The organism is Gardnerella sp. c12Ub_1 (assembly GCF_055804375.1).
This window is the reverse complement of sequence record NZ_JANUZC010000001.1, coordinates 190,859-213,562: the sequence shown is the minus strand read 5'-3', so window position 1 is coordinate 213,562 and position 22,704 is coordinate 190,859. Positions and strand designations below refer to the sequence as shown.

Below are 22,704 nucleotides of genomic sequence, written 5' to 3'. Positions count from 1 at the left end.
AATTTATATATTTTTTCAAAAAATCGCTAAAATATACGAAAAACGGCCAATCGCACGAATGCGACTGGCCGAATTATGCTACAGTCTAGATCTTAAACAAGACTTACGTAGAACTTATAAAAGCTCTAGCATATTACTTCATATACTTCTTGCAAGCCTTGAATGCGCTGTAACCAGCATACTGAGCAGTAGAACCAAGCTCTTCTTCAATCTCAAGCAAGCGGTTGTACTTAGCAATACGCTCGCCACGAGCAGGAGCACCAGTCTTGATTTGGCCAGTGTTCTTAGCAACAGCAAGATCAGAAATGGTGGTATCTGGGGTTTCGCCAGAACGGTGGGAAACCATGGAAGTGAAGCCATTCTTGGTTGCAAGCTCAATAGCGTCGAGAGTCTCGGTAACGGAACCAATCTGGTTCAACTTTACGAGCAAGGAGTTAGCTGCTCCAAGCTCAATGCCCTTAGCCAAACGCTTTGGATTAGTAACGAGCAAGTCGTCACCAACGAATTGCAAACGATCGCCAAGACGCTTGGTGATTGCTGCCCAATCATCCCAGCCTTCTTCCTGGAATGGATCTTCGATAGAAACGATTGGATACTCGTTAATGAGCTTCTCGTAGTAATCAAGCATGTAAGCAGATTCGCGCTCTTCGCCGTCGAAACGATACTTGCCAGTTTCCTTGTTGTAGAACTCAGAAGAAGCAACGTCGAGGGAAATACCAATCTGCTTGCCTGGCTCGTAACCTGCAGCTTCGATTGCATCCATAATGTACTTCAAAGAATCTTCGTTGGACTTCATCTTTGGAGCGAAGCCACCTTCGTCGCCAAGACCAGTAGCCAAGCCTTCCTTCTTCAAAACGTTCTTTAAGGTGTGATAAACCTCAACGCCAGCGCGCAAAGCGTCGCTATAAGTAGCAAAGCCGTATGGAGAAATCATGTATTCCTGAATATCGGTTGCAAAATCAGCGTGAGCACCACCGTTCATAATGTTCATGTTTGGAACTGGAAGAATGTGGCCATTTGTACCGCCAATGTAGCGATACAAAGGAAGCTCAGCAGACTCAGCAGCAGCATAAAGAGCAGCAAGAGAAACGCCAAGAATAGCGTTTGCGCCAAGCTTGCCCTTGTTTGGAGTGCCATCAAGCTCGATCATTGTTTCATCAAGAGCGCGCTGATCAGAGGCATCCATGCCAATAACCTTTGGAGCGATTACTTCGTTAACAGCCTTAACTGCTTCCAAAGTACCCTTGCCCTGGTAGCGGGACTTGTCACCATCGCGACGCTCCCAAGCTTCTGCCTCACCAGTTGAAGCACCAGAAGGAACTAAACCAATTCCTTGAGCGCCATCTTCGGTCTCCAAATAAACCTGAACAGTAGGATTTCCACGAGAATCCAAAATTTCGCGTGCATATACGCTTTCAATAGCTGCCACAACTACTCCTTATTTATCTGTTGGTTGTGTAACATATTTAAGATTAATGCGTTTTATGGACGTTATTTCGCAACGTAAGTCGTTAAGCATACAAGACTATATAATCTAAGCTTTTGTTAATTTGTCCACACCTTTGTACAATAATAACAAACTGGCACGGGGTGCAATTATTTGCTTGATTGTAATTGCTGAGATCATACCCGTCGAACCTGATATAGCTAGTACTATCGAAGGGAATGTCGAATGGTTAGCCATTGTAAGAGCATGCTAAAAAATGCATCTTCTTCACTACGTTTATGTGTGCCATGGCTTTCCACACTTGTCATACTTATTGGATGGTTTTTAGCTACACTTGGGCCTAAAGAGACTAGGCACATTCCATCACCTGCAGAAGTAATTAACGCTTTTCAAGAATTAAACTCAGAAGGTTTAATTTGGCCTTCGTTGGGAATTAGTTTTGCAAGAGTTATTGCAGGATTATGTTTAGGAATGATAATAGCAGTTCCAGCAGGAGTTATTTCTGGTAGCACAAAGCTGGGCGACATTATTATTAACAAGCCTGGCCACATGCTACGGTCTGTTCCTTTTACTGCACTAGCACCTTTGCTTATTATTTTATTAGGCATTGGTGAGACTATGAAAATAGCTCTTATTGCTATAGGCGTATTTGGAACGTTCTACGTAAATATGAGGGATGGAGTTCGTAATATTGATCCCAAACTCTTGGAATTAGCTCGCGCATACAAAGTAAATAGCAAAACAGTATTTTTCACAATTCTTCTTCGAGGAGCGCTACCTAACTTTATGACTGCTTTACGCTTTGCAATATCAGTGTCTTGGGTGGCATTGGTAACGTGTGAAACAGTCAACGCTTCAAAAGGAATTGGATATGTTCTTGCAAGATCACAAGAATTTTACAGACCAGATCAAATGCTGCTATGCATAGTTTTATACGCGATTGCAGGCCTACTTTCTGAAGGAATTGCAACACTTTTAGAAAAAATTTGCATGCCTGAGCGACGTTCATCCATCGTTAAACTCAAACAAAACTAAGAATATTAGCAAAATAATTAGGAGAATAAAATGGCTAAATTCGCATTATCTACAACAAGTAAGCGAGCATTAGCAGCTTTCTGCGCGCTTTGCGCAGCAATCACCCTAGCATCATGCGGAAGCTCGAACAATAAAACACAAGCATCATCCGCAAAATCTTCCACAAATACTACTAAGCAAGTAAAAGAAGATACTGGAACTTTAAGAGTAGCATACTTGACTTCTGCAAATTATTTAACAACTCTTTCAAATAACACAAAGATGGCAGATAAGATCTTTGGCAAGGCAAAGGTTACATTTAGCGGGCCATATGTTCCTCCAGAAGCAAACACTGCAGTAACTTCTGGAAACGCAGACGTAACAACCACAGGATCTGGCCATTTTATTCATTTTATCTCCAAAGGCCAGCCATGGGTTGCTTATGCTATTAACCATTACAATGGAAACGCTCAAGGAATCGTAGCAGCACCAAATAGCGGAATCAAATCGCTTAAAGACTTGTACGGAAAGAAGATTGGAATTATTGCTAAAGGTGGAAGTGGAGATTATATAATTCACAAAGCCTTTGAAAAAGCAGGACTTGACCCATCTAAAGTTCAAGAAGTAGAGATGAGTCCAAAGAACTTCCATGCAGCATTCACAACTGGTCAAGTTGACGCATTAGCAACCTTCGATCAGAACTTTGCTGCAGCTCTTGCAACTCCAGGATCAAAACTTCTAGTCACTGCAAAAGATTATGGAAATATTAACTTCGGAATCCAAGTTGCATCTGCTGAATTTGCTAAAAAGCACCCACAGCTATTAAAGAAAATGTATCGTGCTTTAGTAGAAGAAGGTAAAAGAGTTAAGAAGAAGCATTCGATTATTCTTGATATGTATAAGAAGTTTGGTGCATCCGATGAAACAATGAAAGAATTAGCTAAGTTTGACATTCCGCAAATTCGACCAATGAATGCAGAAACTATGAAAATGCTTAAACAACAAGCTAAGGAATATGTTAAATACGGATTCATTAAAGAAGTTCCTGATTTCTCTAAAGCTGTAATCGACTGCAGCAAGTAAACGATTACTAATTGTAATTAGAATACGACTTTAGAATACGACTATGTTTAATAGCATTTTTCATAAGCGTAGCAATGTAGAAGTTTCCAAAGAATCTACTTGCAAATCAAATATTAACGATAGCGATTACTGCGTTAGTATAGAGAATCTGGGCATTTCTTTCGCAAGTGCAAAAGATAAAAATACAGAAAACGATTTTGCAAATAATTCTTCTTTTGTATTGGAAAACATTACGATGAGAATTAAAAAGGGCGAATTTGTTTCGCTTATTGGTAGATCGGGATGCGGAAAAACTACGCTTTTGAAAATAATTTCAGGACTTCTTACTCCTAGCGAAGGCAGCATTCATGCAACAAGCCGTCAGGCTATTGGTTTTCAAGATGCACGACTAATACCGTGGCTTTCTGTAAACAAAAATGTTGTTTTCGGCATGGAAGGAAGCAAGCAAGATCTTAAGAATATTGCGCATTTAGCGCTTTGCCAAATGCGCCTTGAAGGCTACGATAACAAGTGGCCTTCTGAGCTTTCTGGAGGCCAGCAGCAGCGCGTATCTTTAGCGAGAGCTTTAGTTAGAAGTCCTGAATTATTGTTGCTTGACGAGCCTTTTGGAGCTTTGGATGCTCTTACGCGCTTCGATATGCAAGATTTGCTTAATAATCTTCAAGCTAAATATGGCTGGACTACACTTATGGTTACGCATGATATTGCGGAAGCTGTAAGACTTTCTAACCGCATTCTTATGATAAAAAATGGCAAGATTGCTAAGCAATGGAACATTGATCGCGAGCATCTTGACGCTCAAAATCGCCCTGTAAATCATAGTGAAATAGAAGATGAGCTTAGAGAAGCTTTGCAATAAGTAACGCAAAAATAATGTGAATAAAGGCGACTGCAAAAATAGCGGCCGCCTTTATTTATAAACAGTGCAAGATTTACCTTACCAAGCTAAATCTTCAAGAAGTTGGCGCACCCAATCAAGTATTTCGCGCTCACTCATTGCGCTAGTTCCAAGTAAAGATTCAAAAGGCGATGGAATAATAAGCGTATGAGTAAGCGGACGATACTTAACTCCGCGGTAAATCCTTTGCAAACGCATCCACAATGATTCTTTTGGATCTAAACCAATAACACGAACCGATTTACCTTGAGAGCTAATTTGCGTAATACCAAGATCACGAGCCTTAAAACGCAAGCGAGCAACATCGCACAATATGCTAAACGCTTCAGGCGGCTCACCAAAACGATCAAGCAACTCATCTCGCAACTCTTGCAAATCCTTATTATTGTTAGCGGAAGCAAGCTTACGGTACGCTTCTAAACGAAGCTTGTCGGAAGCAATATAATCAACTGGAAGAGAAGCTTCAACAGGCAAATCAATAGACGTGGAAACAGTTTCTTTATGCTCTGGCTCTTTGTATTTTTCAACAGCTTCACAAACCATTCGCACGTATAAATCAAATCCAACGCCTTCAATGTGGCCACTTTGCGCATTGCCAAGCAAATTTCCAGTGCCTCTAAGCTCCAAATCCTTCATAGCAACATCGAATCCAGATCCAAGAGCAGTATATTGAGCAATTGTTGCAAGGCGATCATGCGCTTGTTGAGTCATCGGCTTAGTAGGATCGTACAAAAAGTATGCGTACGCTCTCTCACGACCTCTGCCAACGCGCCCGCGCAATTGGTGAAGCTGGCTTAAGCCGAATCTGTCTGCATGATCCACAATAAGCGTATTAGCGTTAGAAATATCTAATCCCGTTTCAATAATCGTAGTGCAAACAAGAACGTCAATATCTCTATGCCAAAAATCACGAATAATAGTGTCAAGCTGCTTCTCACCCATTTTTCCGTGCGCAATCGCAACTCTAGCATCTGGAACAAGTTTTTGAATATTAGTCGCAACTTTACTAATATCTTCTACTCGATTGTGCACATAAAATACTTGGCCACCTCTAAGCAACTCTCGCTTAACGCAAGCTGCCACTTGCGCGTCTTCGTAAGCTCCAACATAAGTCAAGACTGGCAAACGGTCTTCCGGAGGCGTAGCAAGAGTAGACATTTCGCGAATACCTGTAACAGCCATTTCAAGCGTTCGAGGAATTGGCGTTGCAGAAAGACTAAGAACGTCTACATTTGTACGCAAAGCTTTCAAAGTCTCCTTGTGCTCAACACCAAAACGCTGCTCTTCGTCTATAATCACCAAACCTAAATCCTTGAATTTTATGTTTGGATTCAAAAGCTTATGCGTGCCAATAACAACATCAACTTCTCCTGATTCAAGGCCTTGAATAGTATTGTTAACCTCTTTTTCGCTTTGGAATCTACTCATTGCAGCAACAGTTACGGGGAATCCAGAAAAACGATTAGTAAAAGTCTCGTAATGTTGTTGAACTAAAAGAGTTGTTGGCGCTAGAACAACCACTTGCTTGCCGTCTTGAACTGCCTTAAAAGCAGCACGCACAGCAATCTCAGTTTTGCCAAAACCAACGTCTCCGCAAATCAGCCTATCCATTGGAATTGGCTTTTGCATATCTTGCTTGACTTCGTCAATAGTCGTAAGCTGATCTGGAGTTTCTTGGTATGGAAAATCATCTTCAAGCTCTTTTTGCCATGGAGTGTCTGCACTAAAAGCAAATCCGCTGCTAGACGCTCGTGCAGAATAAAGTTTAATCAAGTCTTGAGCAACTTCTTGAACAGCTTTTCTCGCTTTTTCTTTTGTAGCAGCCCAGTCCGCACCTCCAAGCTTATTTAGCTTTGGAATCTCTGCGCCAATATATTTGCTAACCAAATCAAGCTGATCTGTTGGAATAAAAAGCTTATCTGCAGGAGCATTGCGTTTACTTGGAGCATACTCAATTTCCAAATATTCGCGCGTAGCTTCTCCGTTTGAGGTTTTTACATTCCTCTGCCTCATGCCTATAAATTTGCCAATTCCGTGCTGTTCGTGAACAACAAAATCTCCTGGCTTAAGGTCTAGAAGGTCGATTTCTTTTTTTCTACGCTTTGGCGACTTAAAACCACTTGCAGAAGAAGACTTTCCCGTTAAATCTCTTTCGCTAAGAATTGCGATTTTACTTTGCGTATCTATAAAACCATCAACTATTTTCGTTTGAACTGCCGAAAAATCAAATACGCCACTTGCACGTACAGCTCGCGCAAGCCTTGATAAAATTCCACTTGAAGCAGCGCTAATATAAACCTTGTATCCGTTAGAAATAAGACCAGATATTCCGCTAGAAATCTTCTCACTATCTCCTCTAAATTCTTGAGGAGATTTAATGCACAAGTCTAAATAGTTATTTTTTACGACTTTATTTTCGTTTTCTTCTTTAGAATCAACGGTTGCTTGCGATTTACTCGTTGAATCCATTGCAAAACTGTTTAAGTTAATTACTTGATGATTGTTATTTTCAAGATTTTCTAAAACACTGCCAAAATCAAGAAAACTCGCTTTATCGAATGTTATTGGAGCGCCAGCACCCTTACCAGACGCAGCAACATGCCAACTTGCAGCCAAAAACTCGTTTGCTGTTTTAACTAAATCATTAGCTGCGCGCTTGCATTTTTCTAAGTCGGAAACCAAAATTATTGCGTTTTTATCAAGCAAATTTTCCACTGGTTCCATGTTGTCAACTAATGCTGGAATCAAAGACTCCATACCCTCTACGGGTATTGCATTTGCGATTGATTCAAGCATATCTTGAGCATTTGGAATCTTACCAATCAAAGACTTCGCTCGTTTTTGAATATCTTTTGTAAGTTGCAATTCTCGGCAAGGTGTAGCCCAAACACTATTAATATTCTTCCCATAAGTGCGCTGATCAGATGCGTGGAATTGTTTGATTGCGTCAATCTCATCTCCAAAAAACTCAATACGCACAGGATGATCCATTGTTGGAGGAAAAACGTCTATAATTCCGCCTCGAACAGCAAATTCAGCGCGATTCATAACAAGTTCCACGCGATTATACGAGTTTTCAACAAGTCGCTTTGTAGCAACCTCAATAGAAATCTCATTGCCACATTCAAAAACAAGCGGCTCTACGTTGCAAAGACCCTTAACAACTGGCTGAATAAGGGATCGAACTGGCATAACAAGAACGCGAATTGGGCTAAACATGCCACTTTTGCCGCTTTTGCCACTTTTGCTATCTTCCCCACTTTGCGGATGCTTTAATCGCCTAAAAACCGCCATTCTGCTTGCTACAGTATCTGCTCTAGGAGAAAGACGCTCGTGCGGAAGAGTTTCCCAAGCTTCAAGATTAGCAATATCTTTAGGGTTCCCATTATAAAAATCTCGTATTGATTCAAGTGATTCCAAAGCATCTCTACCAGATGGAACTACTAAAACAACAGGCTTTTTAGTAGCCATTGCAGCAGCTACAGCAGATCTAGCTCCACTTGGACAATACACATTAAGAGGATTAGAAAAATCTTCTTCAAGCAAAGCTAAAGACTTAAACGAATCATTTTTCTTAAAAATATCTTTAAGTATGCTTTCAAAAGAAGCATCAGAAATATTAAAATCTTTAGAATCTAGCATTTTGTTAGCAAAAGAATCATACTTATCTGCCATTAAAATGCTCCTGAGTGGCTGCAAGCCCGCGGAAAATCACACTTTCTACAGCATCTGCGCCATCTGTCAAAAAATTAGGAAGTTCAGATTTTTGCGCACCAGCAAATCCGCCCAAAACCCAATTAACAGTATTATCGTGAGCATGAGCACCACGCTGAGCATGCCCAACACCCATTCTTACGCGCGCATATTGCGGAGTTCCAAGACTGCGATCAATAGAACGAATACCGTTATGGCCTCCAGCAGAACCTCCAGCTTTTACTTTAATGCGCCCAAAATCCAAATCCATATCGTCGTGAACAATCACAATATGGTCAGTCTCAATTTGATAATAAGAACTTATAGAAGATATTGCAGCTCCAGAATCGTTCATAAAAGTAAGCGGCTTAGCAAGGAAGAACTTTGCGGACTTACCGTCTAAATTCATAACTCCCTTGCCAAGTTTAGACAAGCCTTTATGATCAGAAAAAGATATTGACCATCGCTCAGCGAGCAAATCCGCAACCATGAATCCCATATTATGACGAGTACCTTCGTACTTAGATCCAGGATTGCCAAGGCCAGCAATAAGCCAAAAATCCGAAGCCATAATTCACACCCAATCTTATAAACTCAACAACAAAACGGGCGTACCGATTGAAGCTGGATTATACAACTACCCGATACGCCCTCATATACTGTACTTTATTTTAGCAAGACTCAAGTCATTGCGTAAACTACTTCAAAAATTCGTCCGTAGTTAATTCTTTTGCTTGAGGAGTTTTATATGTTACTTTGCCTTTAGAATCCGTATACGCACCTTCCTTGCTTAGGAAGTCGAAGTATTCTTGAGCACCCTTAACATCATTTGTGCCGAACACAAACTTGCCGCTTTTTATGTCTGCACGATTACCCCAATATTGCCCGTCAACAATCATCTTCATGCTTCGCTTAACGAATTTCACATCAAGATTAGATTCAGGAGCTTCTTTTACTAAAATGTTCGCAGCTTCATCTGGATGATTGTAAGCGTATTCATAACCGTGCTTAACGGCTTTAACAAAAGCGCGAACAAGCTTCGGATTGCGCTTAACTGTGTTTGCGTTAGTAATAACACCAATCGTATCTGGCTGACCAGGGACTCCATAATCCGCTGTCTTAAAGCAACGCAACTTTGGACCATACATTTCCGCCTGCACACCTTCCCAAGTACCATAAAAACCACCAAAATCAGCTTTTCCAGATTCAAGCGTACGGAACGTAGAAGTACCAACAGTAACCTTATCGAACTTACCTTTGCCACCATCATGCTGAATCATTCTACGAATCACAGCATCACCTTCTGCAGATCCAAAGGTTGCAAAAGTTTTACCATCAAAGTCTTTAGGAGAATGAATTTTAGTATTTTTATAAAGAGAGCACCAAATTGCGCTAGGCTTTTGCTGAACTTGCAAAACTTCCTTCAATTTAGTGCCTTTTGTACTGAAATCTGCAAGACTAGTAATATTACTTAAAGCAAAATCCGCAGCACCAGAGTCAACAGCATGCTCGGCACCAGTTTGAGACACAGCCAAAATATTCACGTGTAAACCAGCTTGCTTAAACCATCCCATATGCTTTGCCACGTATATGCCAATATGATTAGTATCAGGTATCCACGAAAGCATAAACGAAACGTTTTGAAGACCAGATTTACTATTCTGCTTACTATTGTTTGATCCGCACGCGCACAAAGACAGAATACAGCATGAGCTTATAAAAACTGCTATTGCACGCATAATATTTTTATTAAATTTCAAACAAAAAGCTCGCACATTGCGCCATAATTCGCATATCATGAATTCCCTAGCTTTCTTATAAATAACCGCTTTCTGGGAATGTGACACGAACTTGGCAGAAAACGGTATCAAGGGCCTAGCCCGCGCCGTTCAATGCCCCCAAAAAATTAGAACTTTTGGTTTGCCACACATTGACTCACGAAACGACTAAATTATGCACTAATCGAAAGACAAATACGCATAAAATACACGCTTGCGAACTACATACTAGCTATGTGATATTTTCATACAAGAAAGTTTGTAAAATTTTACGTTGTTTGATTGGGGCAGCAGTCAAGCAGCTACAACAAGCATTATGGCTTGTGTACTGAAAGGAACGATATTCCATGACGCGCGCGCGCTGGAAAACACTACTGCACAATTATCTGCCAACAATAATTTCTACTATTACATTACTAATTTTTTGGCAGCTTTCTTGCGAATTCTATAAAATTCCAGAAAATTCTATTCCAACTCCTACAGATATTGCTAAAGCAACTTGTGAAGTGTGGCCACAATTATGGCCTGCAACCCTTGCAACTATTGAAGAGACAATTGTTGGTTTTAGTCTTGCCATTGTGTGCGGCATTTTACTGGGCGTACTTTTTCACGTATGCAAGCTGGTTCACGCAGCTTTGTTCCCCCTTCTTTGTGCTGCACAAACGTTACCACTTATTTCGATTGCCCCGCTATTTCTTATATGGTTCGGTTTCGAAATGTCTGGAAAAATTGTTATCGTAGCTATTTTTAGCATGTTCCCTATTGCTGTTCAAACAATTAGAGGTCTTGATGCAGTTCCAAGTTTTTATAGCGATGTAGCTCTAACATGCGGAGCGGGACGAGTTTGGACGCTTTGGCACGTAAAATTAAGGATTGCAGCTCGACAAATTTTTGGTGGAATTCGCATTAGCACAGCCTACGTTTTTGGCGCAGCTACTACTGCAGAGTATCTTGGCGCTCGTCAAGGATTAGGTATTTGGCTGCAAGCTGCATATAATTCTTTCCGCACTCCGCTTATTTTTTCTGCAACATTCGTAATTATTGCGTTTACAGCAATATTGATGGGCGTAGTTAATATAAGCGAGCGATTATTGCTCGGTCCTGTAGAAGACGACGAAGACCCAGATAATCAAATGTAAAAACGCATAAAGCCAACACATAAAATAATGCCGAACATAATCTAAACTATGCTCGGCATTATTTTTATTAATCTAAAGCTGCTTTATGCGCTTCTTTGACTTTTGCTTTTACTTTCCAGAGTCTTCTTTAATAGCATCGTTAATCGCATCGCTTAACTCTTTTTGAGCTTTGCCATACGCTTGCCAATCTCCAGATTTCATTGCAACATCCGAATCCTTTAGCGCTTGAGCTGCTCGTTTAAGAGCCATTTTTGCTTTTGCACTAAAATCAGCGTCTGCCTTAGCATTGGCATTTTTATTGCCATTTTCGTTATTCTTAGCCGAATCTTTTTGCTTAGGATTAGAAGCAATATTGTTTACGCCAGAATTATTGGAAGCATCTCCAGCATTTGCGCCAGAGTTTCCTCCAAATACTTGGTTTAATGCTTCATCCAAAGTGTCTGCAAATCCAACTTGATCTCCAAAAGCAACCAATACTTTCTTAAGCAATGGGTAGCTAGTAGATCCGCTAGATTGTACATAAACAGGCTCTACGTAAACCAATCCACCGCCAAGTGGCAATGTAAGCAAGTTTCCACGCTTAACTTTAGTTGATCCAGATTCAAGCAAATTCAACTCTTTAGAAACATTTGCATTAGCATTAAAGTTGTTTTGAGCTTGACCAGGTCCTGGAACATTGGAAACTTTAGGTAACTCTTGAAGTCTTAGTTGGCCATAATTTTCGCTTACTTTTCCAGCAACATTTCCAGCATCTGAATTTACAGACAAGAATCCAGTTAGGATCTCTCGAGTAGATCTTCCAGCAGGAATGTATGTAGAAACAAGCGAAAATACTGGCTTGTTTGCTCCTCTAGTTTGCAAAGTCAAATAGTATGGAGGTTGCAAAATATCTTCTCTCTGAAGACTTTGAGATTCTGTAGGATCTACTGGAGTCTGCCAGAAGTCTTCTCCCGAGAAGAACTGGCTTGCGCTGTCAACATGATACTTTGCAAGCAAATGCCTTTGTACTTTGAACAAGCTTTCTGGGTATCTAATATGACTCATCAAATCGCCAGAAATCTTAGAAATATCGTGATAATGCCCTGGGAATATTGATCTCCAAGCTTTAATCACAGGGTCTTTTTTATCCCACACATACAAGTCAACAGAACCGTCGTACGCATCAACAGTAGCTTTAACTGAATTGCGAATATAGTTTGCTCGCTGATTAGTCAAACCTTTAATCGAACGAGATGTTGTTGTTGTAGAATCTTGAGTCACCTGCCCAAAATCAGTCATTTGCGAATATGGGTAAGAGTCGGACGTTGTATATCCGTCAACAATCCACTTAACTCGTCCGTCAACAACTGCTGGGTAAACGCGCCCATCTAATGTCAAGTATGGAGCGACTTTAGAAACGCGAGTCTTAGGATCGCGATCATACAAAATCTGAGAATTTGCAGTAACTCTATCCGAGAATAAGATTTGATCTGATTCAAAACGAATAGCGTGCAGCAGCTTAGAGAAGAAGTTACCTACACTTGGTCCACCATTTCCCTTAAACGTTGTTAAAGCACCATTTGAGCCAGTTGGATAATCAAATTCCCAAGGAGCAGAGCCTTTTGGAGAACCAACAATCGAATACTTTGGAGCATTTGGCGAGAAGTAGATACGCGGCTCATACTTCTTCAACTTTGTAAGCTTTCCTTGAGTTGGAATTCCATACTCCATAAATTGCGGCTGACCATCTGCAGTAACCTTATTTCCGTAAGCTGCAACAACGCCATACCCGTGCGTATAAACAGTGTGGTCATTAACCCAATTTCGATTATCGTTTCCAGCTAAATCAAGCTCGCGCGCAGCAATAACCGTGTCTTGACTCACGCCATCAATGTCGTACTTATCTACAGAAAGAGTATCTGCAAAAGTATAGTATTGCTTAGATTGCTGCAATTGGCGGAATGTTGGAGAAGTGACTTGAGGGTCTAAAAGCCTGATTTGTGCAGTAGACTCCGCTTCTTTTGCTAGCGCTCCCGACTTTCCTTCCGAAGTAGCGTTATACGATTCTTTTTTAACATTATTTAAGCCATACGCAAACTTAGTTGCATCAATATTTCGCTGAATATAAGTGGCTTCTAATTCTTGTGCATTCGGCGCTACCTTAAAACGTTGCAAAAGAGCAGGCCAAGCAAAAGACAACACCATAGCGCATACAACTAAAGATGCAACAGCTATAGCAGGCGTGCGCCAAGCTTTAACAGCTACAACAAATCGCGTGCCAATTTTTACATTTCCATTAAGAGCGTGAGATTTTAGCAACCACGCTGTTATAACAATTCCAACAATTAGTGTTATTACAGCCATTGCAATGCTGGAAGGCACACCAGCATTCATATCTGTGTAAGATCCGCCAGTAATCTTAGAACCATCCAAATTTACAATCGCAAACACATCTAATATTTGCAAAACGGACCAGAAAATAATAACAAGCATAAACCACGCAGAAATTTGACGCCTTGCGCTTTTAGTTATGCTAAAAATGCCCTTTCCATCTACAGGAAGCGTAATTCTTACAGCTCCCATCAAAGCGTTTGTTATAACGCTAAATAGCAAAGAAACAGCAAGAAGAACAATAAACGCTCTTGTAAAAAGTCGCAAGCCTGGCAAAGTAAACACATAAAAACCGTTATCAAATCCAAATTGCGGATCTTTAATACCAAATGATTGGTAGTTAAACATAAGCAAAATTTGCACCCAATGATTGTAGAATTGCATTCCAAACACAGCGCCTACAATCAAAGACACAACTCCTGCAACATGCATTGCAAGCTTAGAGCTTATTCCCTTTTTAGTGTCTAAAATATTGCCTTTTTCTTTAACATATACGCCATCTTCGCTTCCAGGGCGTTTTTTAATCGCAATATATGCAGACAAATACCCAAACGCAGCCATAAGCAGAGCATACAAAGCCCAAACGCCGATTTTAGCGGCTAGTTGAATCCAGATTACGCTCTCAAATCCAAGTTGCGCATACCACATGCAATCTGTAATAAAAGTAGAAAAACCAAAAATAATTGAGCATATAAACGCTATTGCTACTACTATTGCAACAATAATCCAACGCCATTTTCTTGATTTTCCAACAAACTTATTTACATCAAAATCTATTCTCATATAGCGATTATTCTCCTTACTATTTGAGTTTTTTATATCGCTTTTATTGCTTTTACTATCTTTACTATCTTCGCTAGCATCGCTAGTATCGCTATTTTTTGGCGAGTCGCCTTCGTTTTCTAATTTTTTCTTAGCTTCTAATATATCGCTAAAGAGGTCACCAAGGTCATCATCGTCACTATAATAGTCTGCCAAATCTTTTATTTTTTTTGCAAACTTTGAAGAAGTCTTATCTTTGTTTTCACTATTAGACTCATCTTTAGAAGCATCTTTAGCAACAACATTTGCATTGCTATTATCTTCATCAATGCTTTCTATAACTACATCTTGGTCAATAGAATCATCTGCAGAAGTATCGGCAGAAGTATTGGCAGAATCATTATTTTGATTGCTCTTTTTCTTTCCATCGCTTGTATAATCGGAACGCTTATGCACTTTAGTGTTTTTAGGTTTTTTAGCCATATAAGCGCCAAAAGCAGCCCATGCAACGCCAATGATTATTTCTATGATGACTTTCAACATAAGGTTAATAATACTATACTAATTATTCCCAATCTACGTGTTGTGTTCGTTGTGTTTGTTATGTAGTCAAAAGTAATTACAAAAAGCGCGCTCACAAAGTAGCGAACGCGCCTAATTTGATTAAATTAAATCATATAAGCATTTAAGCTAAGCAACATCTGGATCGTCTTTAGCGATTGTTCCAGTAAGCTTTCCAATAGCTTTCATAATGTGGTACACAACCAACACAACAACTGTGCCGATTGCAATCCCGTTGAACTGAATTCCAGAAACAGCAAATTGGAAGTTAGCAATGCCAATAATCATAACGATTGCAGCAATCATAATGTTAACTGGCTTATCGAAGTTCACTTTGTTCTCTACCCAAATGCGCACGCCAATCATGCCAATCATGCCGTAAAGCAAAGTGGTTACACCGCCCAAAACGCCTGCTGGAATGGAGTTTACAATTGCACCAAACTTTGGGCAAAGGCTTAATACGAATGCAAAGAATGCAGCGCACCAATAAGCAGCCGTAGAATACACTTTTGTTGCAGCCATAACGCCAATGTTTTCGCCATAAGTTGTAGTACCGCAACCACCAAAGCAGCCAGCGATTGCAGTTCCTAAGCCGTCTGCAAACAAAGCTGTACCAATCTTGGAATCGTAGTCGCGTCCAGTCATTTGAGCTACAGACTTAACGTGACCAACGTTTTCTGCAATAAGAACCAGCACAACTGGCAAGAACATAAGCAAAACAGAGAAGTCAACTTGCGGAGTGTGGAACTTAGGGAATCCAATCCAAGCTGCTTGCTCAATCTTACTAAAGTCAACTTGACCCTGGAAGCATGCATACGCGTAGCCAACAAGAACACCAAGCAAAATGTTCAATCGTCCAAGAAGACCGCGGAAAATCACTGCAATAAGCATAACTGCAACCAAAGTTACCAAAGCAGTGTCTGGAGCCTTTTGGAAGTTACCCCAAACAGCTGGACCCAAGTTAAAGCCAATGATTGCAACAATTGCACCGTTAACAACAGGAGGCATAATAATGTCAATCCACTTTGCTCCTGCAAAATGCACAAGCACACCGATTAAAGCAAGAAGCAAACCAGTGCACATAATGCCAAAGCTTGCTACAGCAATGCCCTTATGGGCTGCAGTTACAGCCATAACAGGTGCTATAAGACCAAAAGAGCTTCCTAAATAACTAGGAAGCTTATTTGCGTTAATAAGTAAGAACAGTGCCGTGGAAAGAGCCGTGAACATTAAAGTAGTAGACGGATCAAAGCCTGTAAGAATTGGCACTAAGAATGTTGCGCCAAACATAGCAATAACATGCTGAGCGCCAATACCAGCAGTACGAGTCCAAGTTAAACGCTCATCTGGCTCTACTACTTCTCCTGGCTTCAAAGTTTTTCCGTCTCCATGAAGCTGCCATGTAAACAACGATTTCATCGTTTTCTCCTTGCATAAAACAAGTTTATATATACGTTTGTGATTGAAAAACAACCACCAAAACAAGCGCCAGCTTAAAAAAAAACAAGCACTACTTGTGCGCAGGTTTGGCAGATTTTGCAGAGGCTATACCAACCGCCGCCCCCTAGCCAAGTGGTCATTCTAATGTACTAATCACAAAGTGTCGAGACAATTTGAAAAATAATAAATTTATAAATTTGTTTTGTTGAAATATCAAGGAAAATCGGTGTGTCGAAAACGCATCAAACACCACTAATTATTACTCATAAAAGTTTATAAACATAAACTTTTGCTTATGTATTAGATTCGCTTATTACAATCTTAATTTTGCAAAACATTTTGAATGTAATCTTTTAACACAATTGCATGATTTATACGCGGATCTTTCGCTCCATATAAAAACGTTACTTTTTTACTTTTTCTACATATATCTACGATTTGGTTTACACAATCTTGATTCTCGTCTAGCTCCTCAATATAACGATTAGAAAATTCGTTAAAGCGCTCAGGCTTATGGCTAAACCATTTTCGCAAATCACTTGATGGAGCAATATCTTTACACCACAAATCAAGATTTGCCTTTTCTTTACTTATTCCTCTAGGCCACAATCTATCTACTAATACCCGCAAGCCATCATGTTCATCAAACGATTCATAAATGCGTTTAATTTGAATATTAATATTGCACATAATTACCTCTTTAACTACATATAATGATTACACAATTATGATTTTTTTCAACAAGATTTAATTAATCACAATGTAAATGGAACTAATACAAAACTACGATAGATTTTTATCGAATATGTTTTATTATGTGATTTTTATATAGGCGTGTCGCTTGCCATTACAACAAAATGCTAGAAAATGTGTAAATATTTTTGATTTTTTGTTCGTTTTTGTCCGATTATGAGAGAATAATTGGCTAAATGGTTAATTTCTTTGATACATGGAAAAAGAAAATCTGCACAACAAACATGGCTCTTATAGCTGTGCTTACACTTCTAGCTTCCTTAATCGGCAGCTGGCTCAAGCAGTTCCCAGGCCTAAGCCTTTTGGGAGCTCTTATTATTGCGTTGCTTATTGGTATGGCTCTGCAGCTGCCTTTGCACGTATACAAGTTGAACAATGATTCTAGACGAGCAGGCGTTAAAGCATCTGCTGGCCTAATCGCAAATAAGCTACTTCGACTTGGCATTATTTTGCTTGGCTTTAAGCTAAATTTGCACGTTCTATTTACTCAAGGATTAAAGTGCTTGCCAATCGCAGCTGTACTCGTTGCTGTTATGGTTTGCGTTACATATAATATTGCAAAACTTCTTAAAGTAAGCCCTCAACTTGCAATGCTAACCGCAGGAGGCACAAGCATTTGCGGAGCTGCAGCTGTTATGGGTCTTTCGGGATCTATGCCCGTTCCTCAACAAGAAGAGGACGAAAAAGAACAAAACGAAGTTATGGCTGTTGCAACAGTTGCAATAATGGGCACAATCTACGCTTTGGCAGAAATCTTTATTCTTCCTCACTTTGGAATGACTAAACAGCAACTTGGAATTGCTGCCGGCGCATCGCTTCACGAAATCGCACACGCTGTTGCAGCAGGCGGAGCTTTTGGAAGCATCGATATTGCAACAATCATGAAGCTTACACGAGTTCTTATGCTTGTTCCTACATCAATCTTTATTGCAATTTGGTGGAATGCTCGCCACAGCCAAGTAGAAGATAACGGAAAGCGCAAAATCAACTTCCCATGGTTTATGCTTGGATTTATTGCAGCATCCGTTATTGGTACGTATGTGCCTTTTGTTTCGTCTTACGCATCCCTCCTTGTTGACGCAGGATACGTCTTCCTTGGAATGGCTATGGCTGCTCTTGGAATCAACGTAAACTTTAGAGTTATATTCAAGCAAGGAAAAGCAGCATTCTTAGCAAGCTTCCTGGCATCTATAGTTCTAACTGCATTGGCCTGTGCAGCTAGCGTTTTGTTCTTCTAATAAACAAGAGAAGATAAAACCAACACAAACAAAAATCAGGGGATTCCATTTTGAAATCTCCTGATTTTTTATATTTCTTACTTGCGTAAATGCTTCACATAACTCTAAAACAGATTATTCAATATGTACTGCTGTTCCGTCTGGAATATTCGTATAAAACCAATTAGCATCTGGAACACTTAGTCGCACACATCCGTGCGATGCAGGAGCCCCAAGTTTTTGCGCTTCCTCTACAATATAATCGCCAAAATTAGCGCGAGTTGGAACAGAGTGGAACAAATACGTTGTTCCTATAAAACCAACCCAATAGTCTCCACCCATTCCTTCGATTCTATTGTAAAAGTGGTATCCCCTACGGCCTATTCTAAAATCGCCTTTAGGTGTGGAGTTATTCATTCCAGAGCTAACAATCATTGTGTAAACAATATTATTATTCGCATAAATATAAACACGTTGTTTTTTAAGGTCTACATTTACTTGCAAATGATTTGCATCTATCCCAGAAAGATTTGGATATTGACCACCTGTAGAAATCTTCCATAAGTTAGAAAAATCAATTGCATTCGCATTTTGATTTTGCACATTAGAGCTATCTTTAGACTCATCTTTAGACTTATCATTATGCTCTAATGGCGTCTTTTTTGCTTTCGACTTTGCGCCAAAATTATCGCCTTTTTTACTTTTTACATTACTCAAAGCGGAATCAAGATTATGCGACTTAAAATATTGTGCTTTAAGATTTACAAAAATACGCTTATTAGCTTCTTGAACAACATGCGATACTTGGAATCCAACAAAACTAAAGAAGACCAAAACAATTAGAAAAGCGAGCGCACGCTTGTAGAAAATTTTGCGATTTTTTGGAGATTTAAGCTAATAACATATTTCACTAATCGCGCAATAAGCGACTTTAGAACGCTTTTGAAAGCATAAAATATTTTCATAAAATCTCCATAATAAACAAGATAAAGGCGCTGCTTTGATACTATACTATAGTACCTAAGCAGCGCCGTTACACATTAATATGATTATTGTTTAACTAATCACACATTAAACTTAAATTCAACAATATCTCCGTCTTGCATAACATAATCGCGGCCTTCAAGACGAAGCTTTCCTTCTTCCTTGATTTTTGCCATAGAACCTTGAGCTTCAACAAAATCATTGTAAGAAACAACTTCTGCTTTAATAAATCCACGCTCAAAATCTGTGTGAATAACGCCTGCAGCTTGCGGAGCTGTCCAACCTTTATGAATTTGCCATGCGTGAACTTCTTTAACGCCAGCAGTCAAATAGGTTTGAAGCCCTAGAATATCAAAGCCAACGCGCGCAAGCTGATCCAATCCAGATTCTTGCAATCCAGCATCTGCAAGCATCTCTCTAGCATCTTCTTCATCAAGCTCAGTAAGCTCCGACTCAAATTGCGCGTTAAGGAAAATCGCCTTTGCAGGAGCTACAGACTCCGCTAGCTTAGACTTCAAAGAATCATCCGAAAGCTCTGAATCGTCAACGTTAAACACGTAAATAAAAGGCTTAGCGGTAAGCAAGTGCAAATCGTAAACGTCGTCTTTATTAATCAACTTCTCATTATGAGCCTGATCAATCGTCTTTCCAGATTCAAGAATCTCTTTAGCTTTGTTCACTGCGCCAACGTATTCTTGAGTAACTTTTTTGCCGCGTAAATCTTTTTCTAACTTTGGCAAAGCATTCTCGATTGTTTGCAAATCCGCAAGAATAAGTTCCGTGTTGATTGTGTCAATGTCGTCTGCAGGATCTACCTTGCCATTAACGTGCACAATGTCATCATCGTTAAACGCGCGAACAACTTCACAAATAGCATCCGCTTCGCGAATATTAGCAAGGAACTTGTTTCCCAAGCCTTCGCCTTCGCTTGCACCCTTAACGATTCCTGCAATATCAACAAATGTAACGGTTGCTGGAACGATTTTCTCGGTTTTAACAAGCTTTGCTAAAACAGGCAAACGTTTGTCTGGCAAAGGAACAATACCAGTATTTGGCTCGATTGTTGCAAACGGATAATTTTCCGCTAAAACGTTGTTTCGTGTTAGCGCATTAAACATAGTTGATTTACCAACGTTAGGCAAACCTACGATTCCAATAGTTAAAGACATATTACCTACTTTAGACCAGCTAGCGGAAGTGACTACACTACTATACTCGTACTGTTTTATTTTTGTTGAATTGCGTCAACAGCGCTAATAACATCTCCCCTAAAACCACACGATTCTAGCTTTGCAACACCTCGAATCGTAGTTCCACCAGGAGAGCATACTGCGTCCTTCATAGCCCCTGGGTGAACGCGAGTATCCATATACAACGCGCCTACTCCCTCAATCATCTTTGCAGCCAAGCGATATGCACAATCTCTCTTTAGACCATACTTTACGCCAGCATCTGCTAAAGCTTCCATGTACATAGCAGTAAAAGCTGGAGCGCAACTAGAAACACACATTGCAATATTCATGTGCTCGCTATCTACTCGTTCAACTAAAGATATAGGCTCAAAAATCGCGTTAAAAGCTTCTAGTTGACTATCTGTTAGCGTATTTTCACTTTCTGCTAGAGTGACTCCTTGGCAAACTGCGATTGGCGTATTTGGAATAATGCATTGCACGTTAGCATCTTTGCCAAGTAGATTCTGGTAACGCTTAAGAGTCCAGCCTGCTGCAACGGAAATAATTGCGATTTTTCTTTCTACAATAGTTTTTGCAATAGGTTGCAAAACTTCTTCTATTTGATTTGGTTTTACAGCCAAAATTAAAACATTGCTAGAATCGCAAACTTCACACGCGCTTTTTAACGCTTTTACGCCAAATTTGCTTGCATTATTAGCAAGTTTTTCAAAGTGCGCCGCGCTTGCAACCATATCTTTGCCTTGTAAAACATTAGCGCGAATCAAGCCTTGCGCAATCGCTTGAGCCATGTTTCCAAAGCCAATAAATCCAACGGTTCCAATTGAGTTAGAACTCATTAACAAATCCCCTTAATAAATAAACACTAAAATAAACACTAACTTTTTATTAAGTATCTAATCATTTGTATATATAACTTGTATATCTAATCATTTGTTAGGTACTTTAATCAAAAGTTACTTATCACTTATATCACTTATATATAGACTCTAAATCTCCACGATTCCTTGCTTCTTCCAACAAATGACGGAACACAAAGTCGCCATGAACTCCATCGTGCTCAAACTCGTTAGTTGTCCAATAATGAGAGTTAGAAATATGAGACAAAGTGTCTAGCTGAAGACCAGAATCAACATACAAGTCGTCGAAGTAAACCGCTGCTTGCAAAGGAACTTCGTTATTTGCAAGCTGATCTAAATCGTAAATCTTGCCAAATTGCATATCGTTCATTATGCAATCAACTGCTGGCAAGAATGGTTGCAAAGCTTTTTGCTGATCAAACATCCACGGAAACACAGCTTCTCCAGTAAACAAAAGCGGACGCGCGCTACCAGAAAACTCTGGCATTGTTTCCCTAACCTGCTGAGCTGCCCACAAAATCGGGTGCTCTAATTCACCATCAGCATAAATAAATTCTTGCAGCGGCCAATATAGCGGACTAGAAGATGTTGCATCCATAACACCATAAAGAAACTCATCACTTAAATAGCCATCTGCTGTTCCACCACCATGCTTAAACGCCTTAAGAGAGCCATCTCCATCCGAAAAAGCGGAGTCAATCAGCCAATGAACCCTTTCAAAGCTTGGCTTCATGCCAAAAGACGAACCAAGAGTCTGGAATCGCTCAACCGTTAACTTTTCGCCATTAGGTAAGAAAACATCTCCTTGAGAAATCCTATCTGCAATAGCTGCAGCGCGCGCAACATCTTGCGGATAACGCTCGTAGAATTGCTCAGTTTTTCTAGCCATACGTGGGAATGTGTGCTCGTAAACTTCACGCGCACTAGCTGGAACATGAGGAATACCGCCCGTTGTAAAGCTTGCAAGTAAGCCCTGTGGGAAAAGAGACAAATACGTAAGCGTTAAGAATCCACCATAACTTTGACCCAAAGAAACCCACGGCTTTGCATTGAATTCAGTTAAGCGCAAATGCTCAAAATCGCGAATAATGGAATCTGCTAAGAATCGCTTTAAGTACCATGCTTGCCTCTCTACACTCACGCCGTCGTCTGCCATGCGCTTAATCGTAGAAGCATCTACCCTAGAAGAGCGCCCAACACCACGCTGGTCTGGAAGAACAACACGAAAATGCTTAATTGCCTCTTGAATCCAACCATCGCTAGACGGCGAAAGCGGACGAGGGCACTGGCCGCCTGGACCTCCTTGCAAAAACACTAGCAAAGGCAAATCGTCATGCACATGTTCTGGAGCGCAAATAACTCTGCAAAATAGGCGAATCGTCTCCCCTTTAATAGAATCGCCTGGAGTATTTTGCTCCCAGTCTAAAGGAACATCGATTGCGCGCTCTTCTACATACAATCCTGGTACGTAATACTTTGTTAGCAGTGCCATTGTAAACATTCCTTTCTGCACTC

General features: G+C 40.2%; 16 protein-coding genes and 1 riboswitch. Of the genes, 5 read left to right on the top strand and 11 right to left on the bottom strand.

Annotation, left to right across the window (positions count from 1 at the left end):
- Nucleotides 1–133: 133 nt before the first annotated feature.
- Nucleotides 134–1,429, bottom strand: coding sequence for a phosphopyruvate hydratase (gene eno, locus NYP65_RS00855; protein WP_004111823.1), 1,296 nt, complete (start codon nucleotides 1,427–1,429; stop codon nucleotides 134–136).
- A gap of 147 nt (nucleotides 1,430–1,576) precedes the next feature.
- Nucleotides 1,577–1,683, top strand: a riboswitch (TPP riboswitch).
- A gap of 10 nt (nucleotides 1,684–1,693) precedes the next feature.
- Between eno and NYP65_RS00850 the strand changes: the two genes are divergently transcribed.
- From NYP65_RS00850 to NYP65_RS00840, 3 genes are read left to right on the top strand one after another with little or no spacing between them, the layout of a single operon-like run.
- Entirely contained in the window at nucleotides 1,694–2,482 is a 789-nt protein-coding gene (locus NYP65_RS00850) for an ABC transporter permease (RefSeq protein WP_473410481.1), read from the top strand.
- Nucleotides 2,483–2,512: 30 nt separating this feature from the next.
- The gene (locus tag NYP65_RS00845) at nucleotides 2,513–3,544 is read left to right on the top strand and encodes an ABC transporter substrate-binding protein (RefSeq protein WP_473410480.1); all 1,032 of its coding nucleotides are present in this window, start codon (nucleotides 2,513–2,515) and stop codon (nucleotides 3,542–3,544) included.
- A gap of 43 nt (nucleotides 3,545–3,587) precedes the next feature.
- The gene (locus tag NYP65_RS00840; protein WP_473410479.1) at nucleotides 3,588–4,403 is read left to right on the top strand and encodes an ABC transporter ATP-binding protein; all 816 of its coding nucleotides are present in this window, start codon (nucleotides 3,588–3,590) and stop codon (nucleotides 4,401–4,403) included.
- Nucleotides 4,404–4,481: 78 nt separating this feature from the next.
- Here the strand turns inward: NYP65_RS00840 and mfd are convergent, their stop codons facing one another.
- The 3 genes from mfd to NYP65_RS00825 form a co-directional block, all read right to left on the bottom strand.
- On the bottom strand, nucleotides 4,482–8,117 hold the full coding sequence (mfd, locus tag NYP65_RS00835) for a transcription-repair coupling factor (RefSeq protein ID WP_473410478.1): 3,636 nt from the start codon (nucleotides 8,115–8,117) through the stop codon (nucleotides 4,482–4,484).
- Nucleotides 8,107–8,706 (bottom strand): aminoacyl-tRNA hydrolase, encoded by a 600-nt coding sequence (gene pth / locus NYP65_RS00830; RefSeq protein WP_473410477.1) that lies wholly within the window; start codon nucleotides 8,704–8,706, stop codon nucleotides 8,107–8,109. Before pth ends, mfd begins: the two co-directional genes overlap by 11 nt.
- Nucleotides 8,707–8,833: 127 nt before the next feature.
- Nucleotides 8,834–9,874, bottom strand: coding sequence for an ABC transporter substrate-binding protein (locus NYP65_RS00825; RefSeq protein ID WP_473410771.1), 1,041 nt, complete (start codon nucleotides 9,872–9,874; stop codon nucleotides 8,834–8,836).
- Between the two features lie 386 nt (nucleotides 9,875–10,260).
- On the opposite strand from NYP65_RS00825, the gene NYP65_RS00820 reads away from it, so the two are divergent.
- A complete protein-coding gene (locus tag NYP65_RS00820) occupies nucleotides 10,261–11,052 on the top strand; it encodes an ABC transporter permease (protein ID WP_016635396.1) in 792 nt (263 codons plus the stop codon).
- 108 nt (nucleotides 11,053–11,160) lie between these two features.
- Here NYP65_RS00820 and NYP65_RS00815 read toward each other — a convergent pair whose 3' ends face one another.
- The 3 genes from NYP65_RS00815 to NYP65_RS00805 form a co-directional block, all read right to left on the bottom strand.
- Complete coding sequence (locus NYP65_RS00815) at nucleotides 11,161–14,727, bottom strand: UPF0182 family membrane protein (protein WP_473410476.1); 3,567 nt, start codon at nucleotides 14,725–14,727, stop codon at nucleotides 11,161–11,163.
- 147 nt (nucleotides 14,728–14,874) lie between these two features.
- Nucleotides 14,875–16,164 (bottom strand): uracil-xanthine permease family protein, encoded by a 1,290-nt coding sequence (locus NYP65_RS00810; protein ID WP_004117966.1) that lies wholly within the window; start codon nucleotides 16,162–16,164, stop codon nucleotides 14,875–14,877.
- A gap of 342 nt (nucleotides 16,165–16,506) precedes the next feature.
- The gene (locus NYP65_RS00805) at nucleotides 16,507–16,875 is read right to left on the bottom strand and encodes a DUF488 domain-containing protein (protein ID WP_018642886.1); all 369 of its coding nucleotides are present in this window, start codon (nucleotides 16,873–16,875) and stop codon (nucleotides 16,507–16,509) included.
- A 239-nt stretch (nucleotides 16,876–17,114) separates the two neighbouring features.
- Here NYP65_RS00805 and NYP65_RS00800 point away from each other — a divergent pair, with 239 nt between their 5' ends.
- Nucleotides 17,115–18,176 (top strand): YeiH family protein, encoded by a 1,062-nt coding sequence (locus tag NYP65_RS00800; RefSeq protein WP_473410475.1) that lies wholly within the window; start codon nucleotides 17,115–17,117, stop codon nucleotides 18,174–18,176.
- Nucleotides 18,177–18,290: 114 nt separating this feature from the next.
- Here the strand turns inward: NYP65_RS00800 and NYP65_RS00795 are convergent, their stop codons facing one another.
- From NYP65_RS00795 to NYP65_RS00780, 4 genes are all read right to left on the bottom strand, one after another.
- Nucleotides 18,291–18,989: a L,D-transpeptidase gene (locus tag NYP65_RS00795; protein ID WP_473410474.1), complete on the bottom strand. Its 699-nt coding sequence runs from the start codon at nucleotides 18,987–18,989 to the stop codon at nucleotides 18,291–18,293.
- Between the two features lie 230 nt (nucleotides 18,990–19,219).
- Nucleotides 19,220–20,308 (bottom strand): redox-regulated ATPase YchF, encoded by a 1,089-nt coding sequence (gene ychF / locus NYP65_RS00790; protein ID WP_016635390.1) that lies wholly within the window; start codon nucleotides 20,306–20,308, stop codon nucleotides 19,220–19,222.
- Nucleotides 20,309–20,364: 56 nt separating this feature from the next.
- A complete protein-coding gene (gene proC / locus NYP65_RS00785; RefSeq protein WP_102704638.1) occupies nucleotides 20,365–21,168 on the bottom strand; it encodes a pyrroline-5-carboxylate reductase in 804 nt (267 codons plus the stop codon).
- A 133-nt stretch (nucleotides 21,169–21,301) separates the two neighbouring features.
- Nucleotides 21,302–22,681 (bottom strand): alpha/beta fold hydrolase, encoded by a 1,380-nt coding sequence (locus tag NYP65_RS00780; protein WP_473410473.1) that lies wholly within the window; start codon nucleotides 22,679–22,681, stop codon nucleotides 21,302–21,304.
- Between the last annotated feature and the right edge of the window lie 23 nt (nucleotides 22,682–22,704).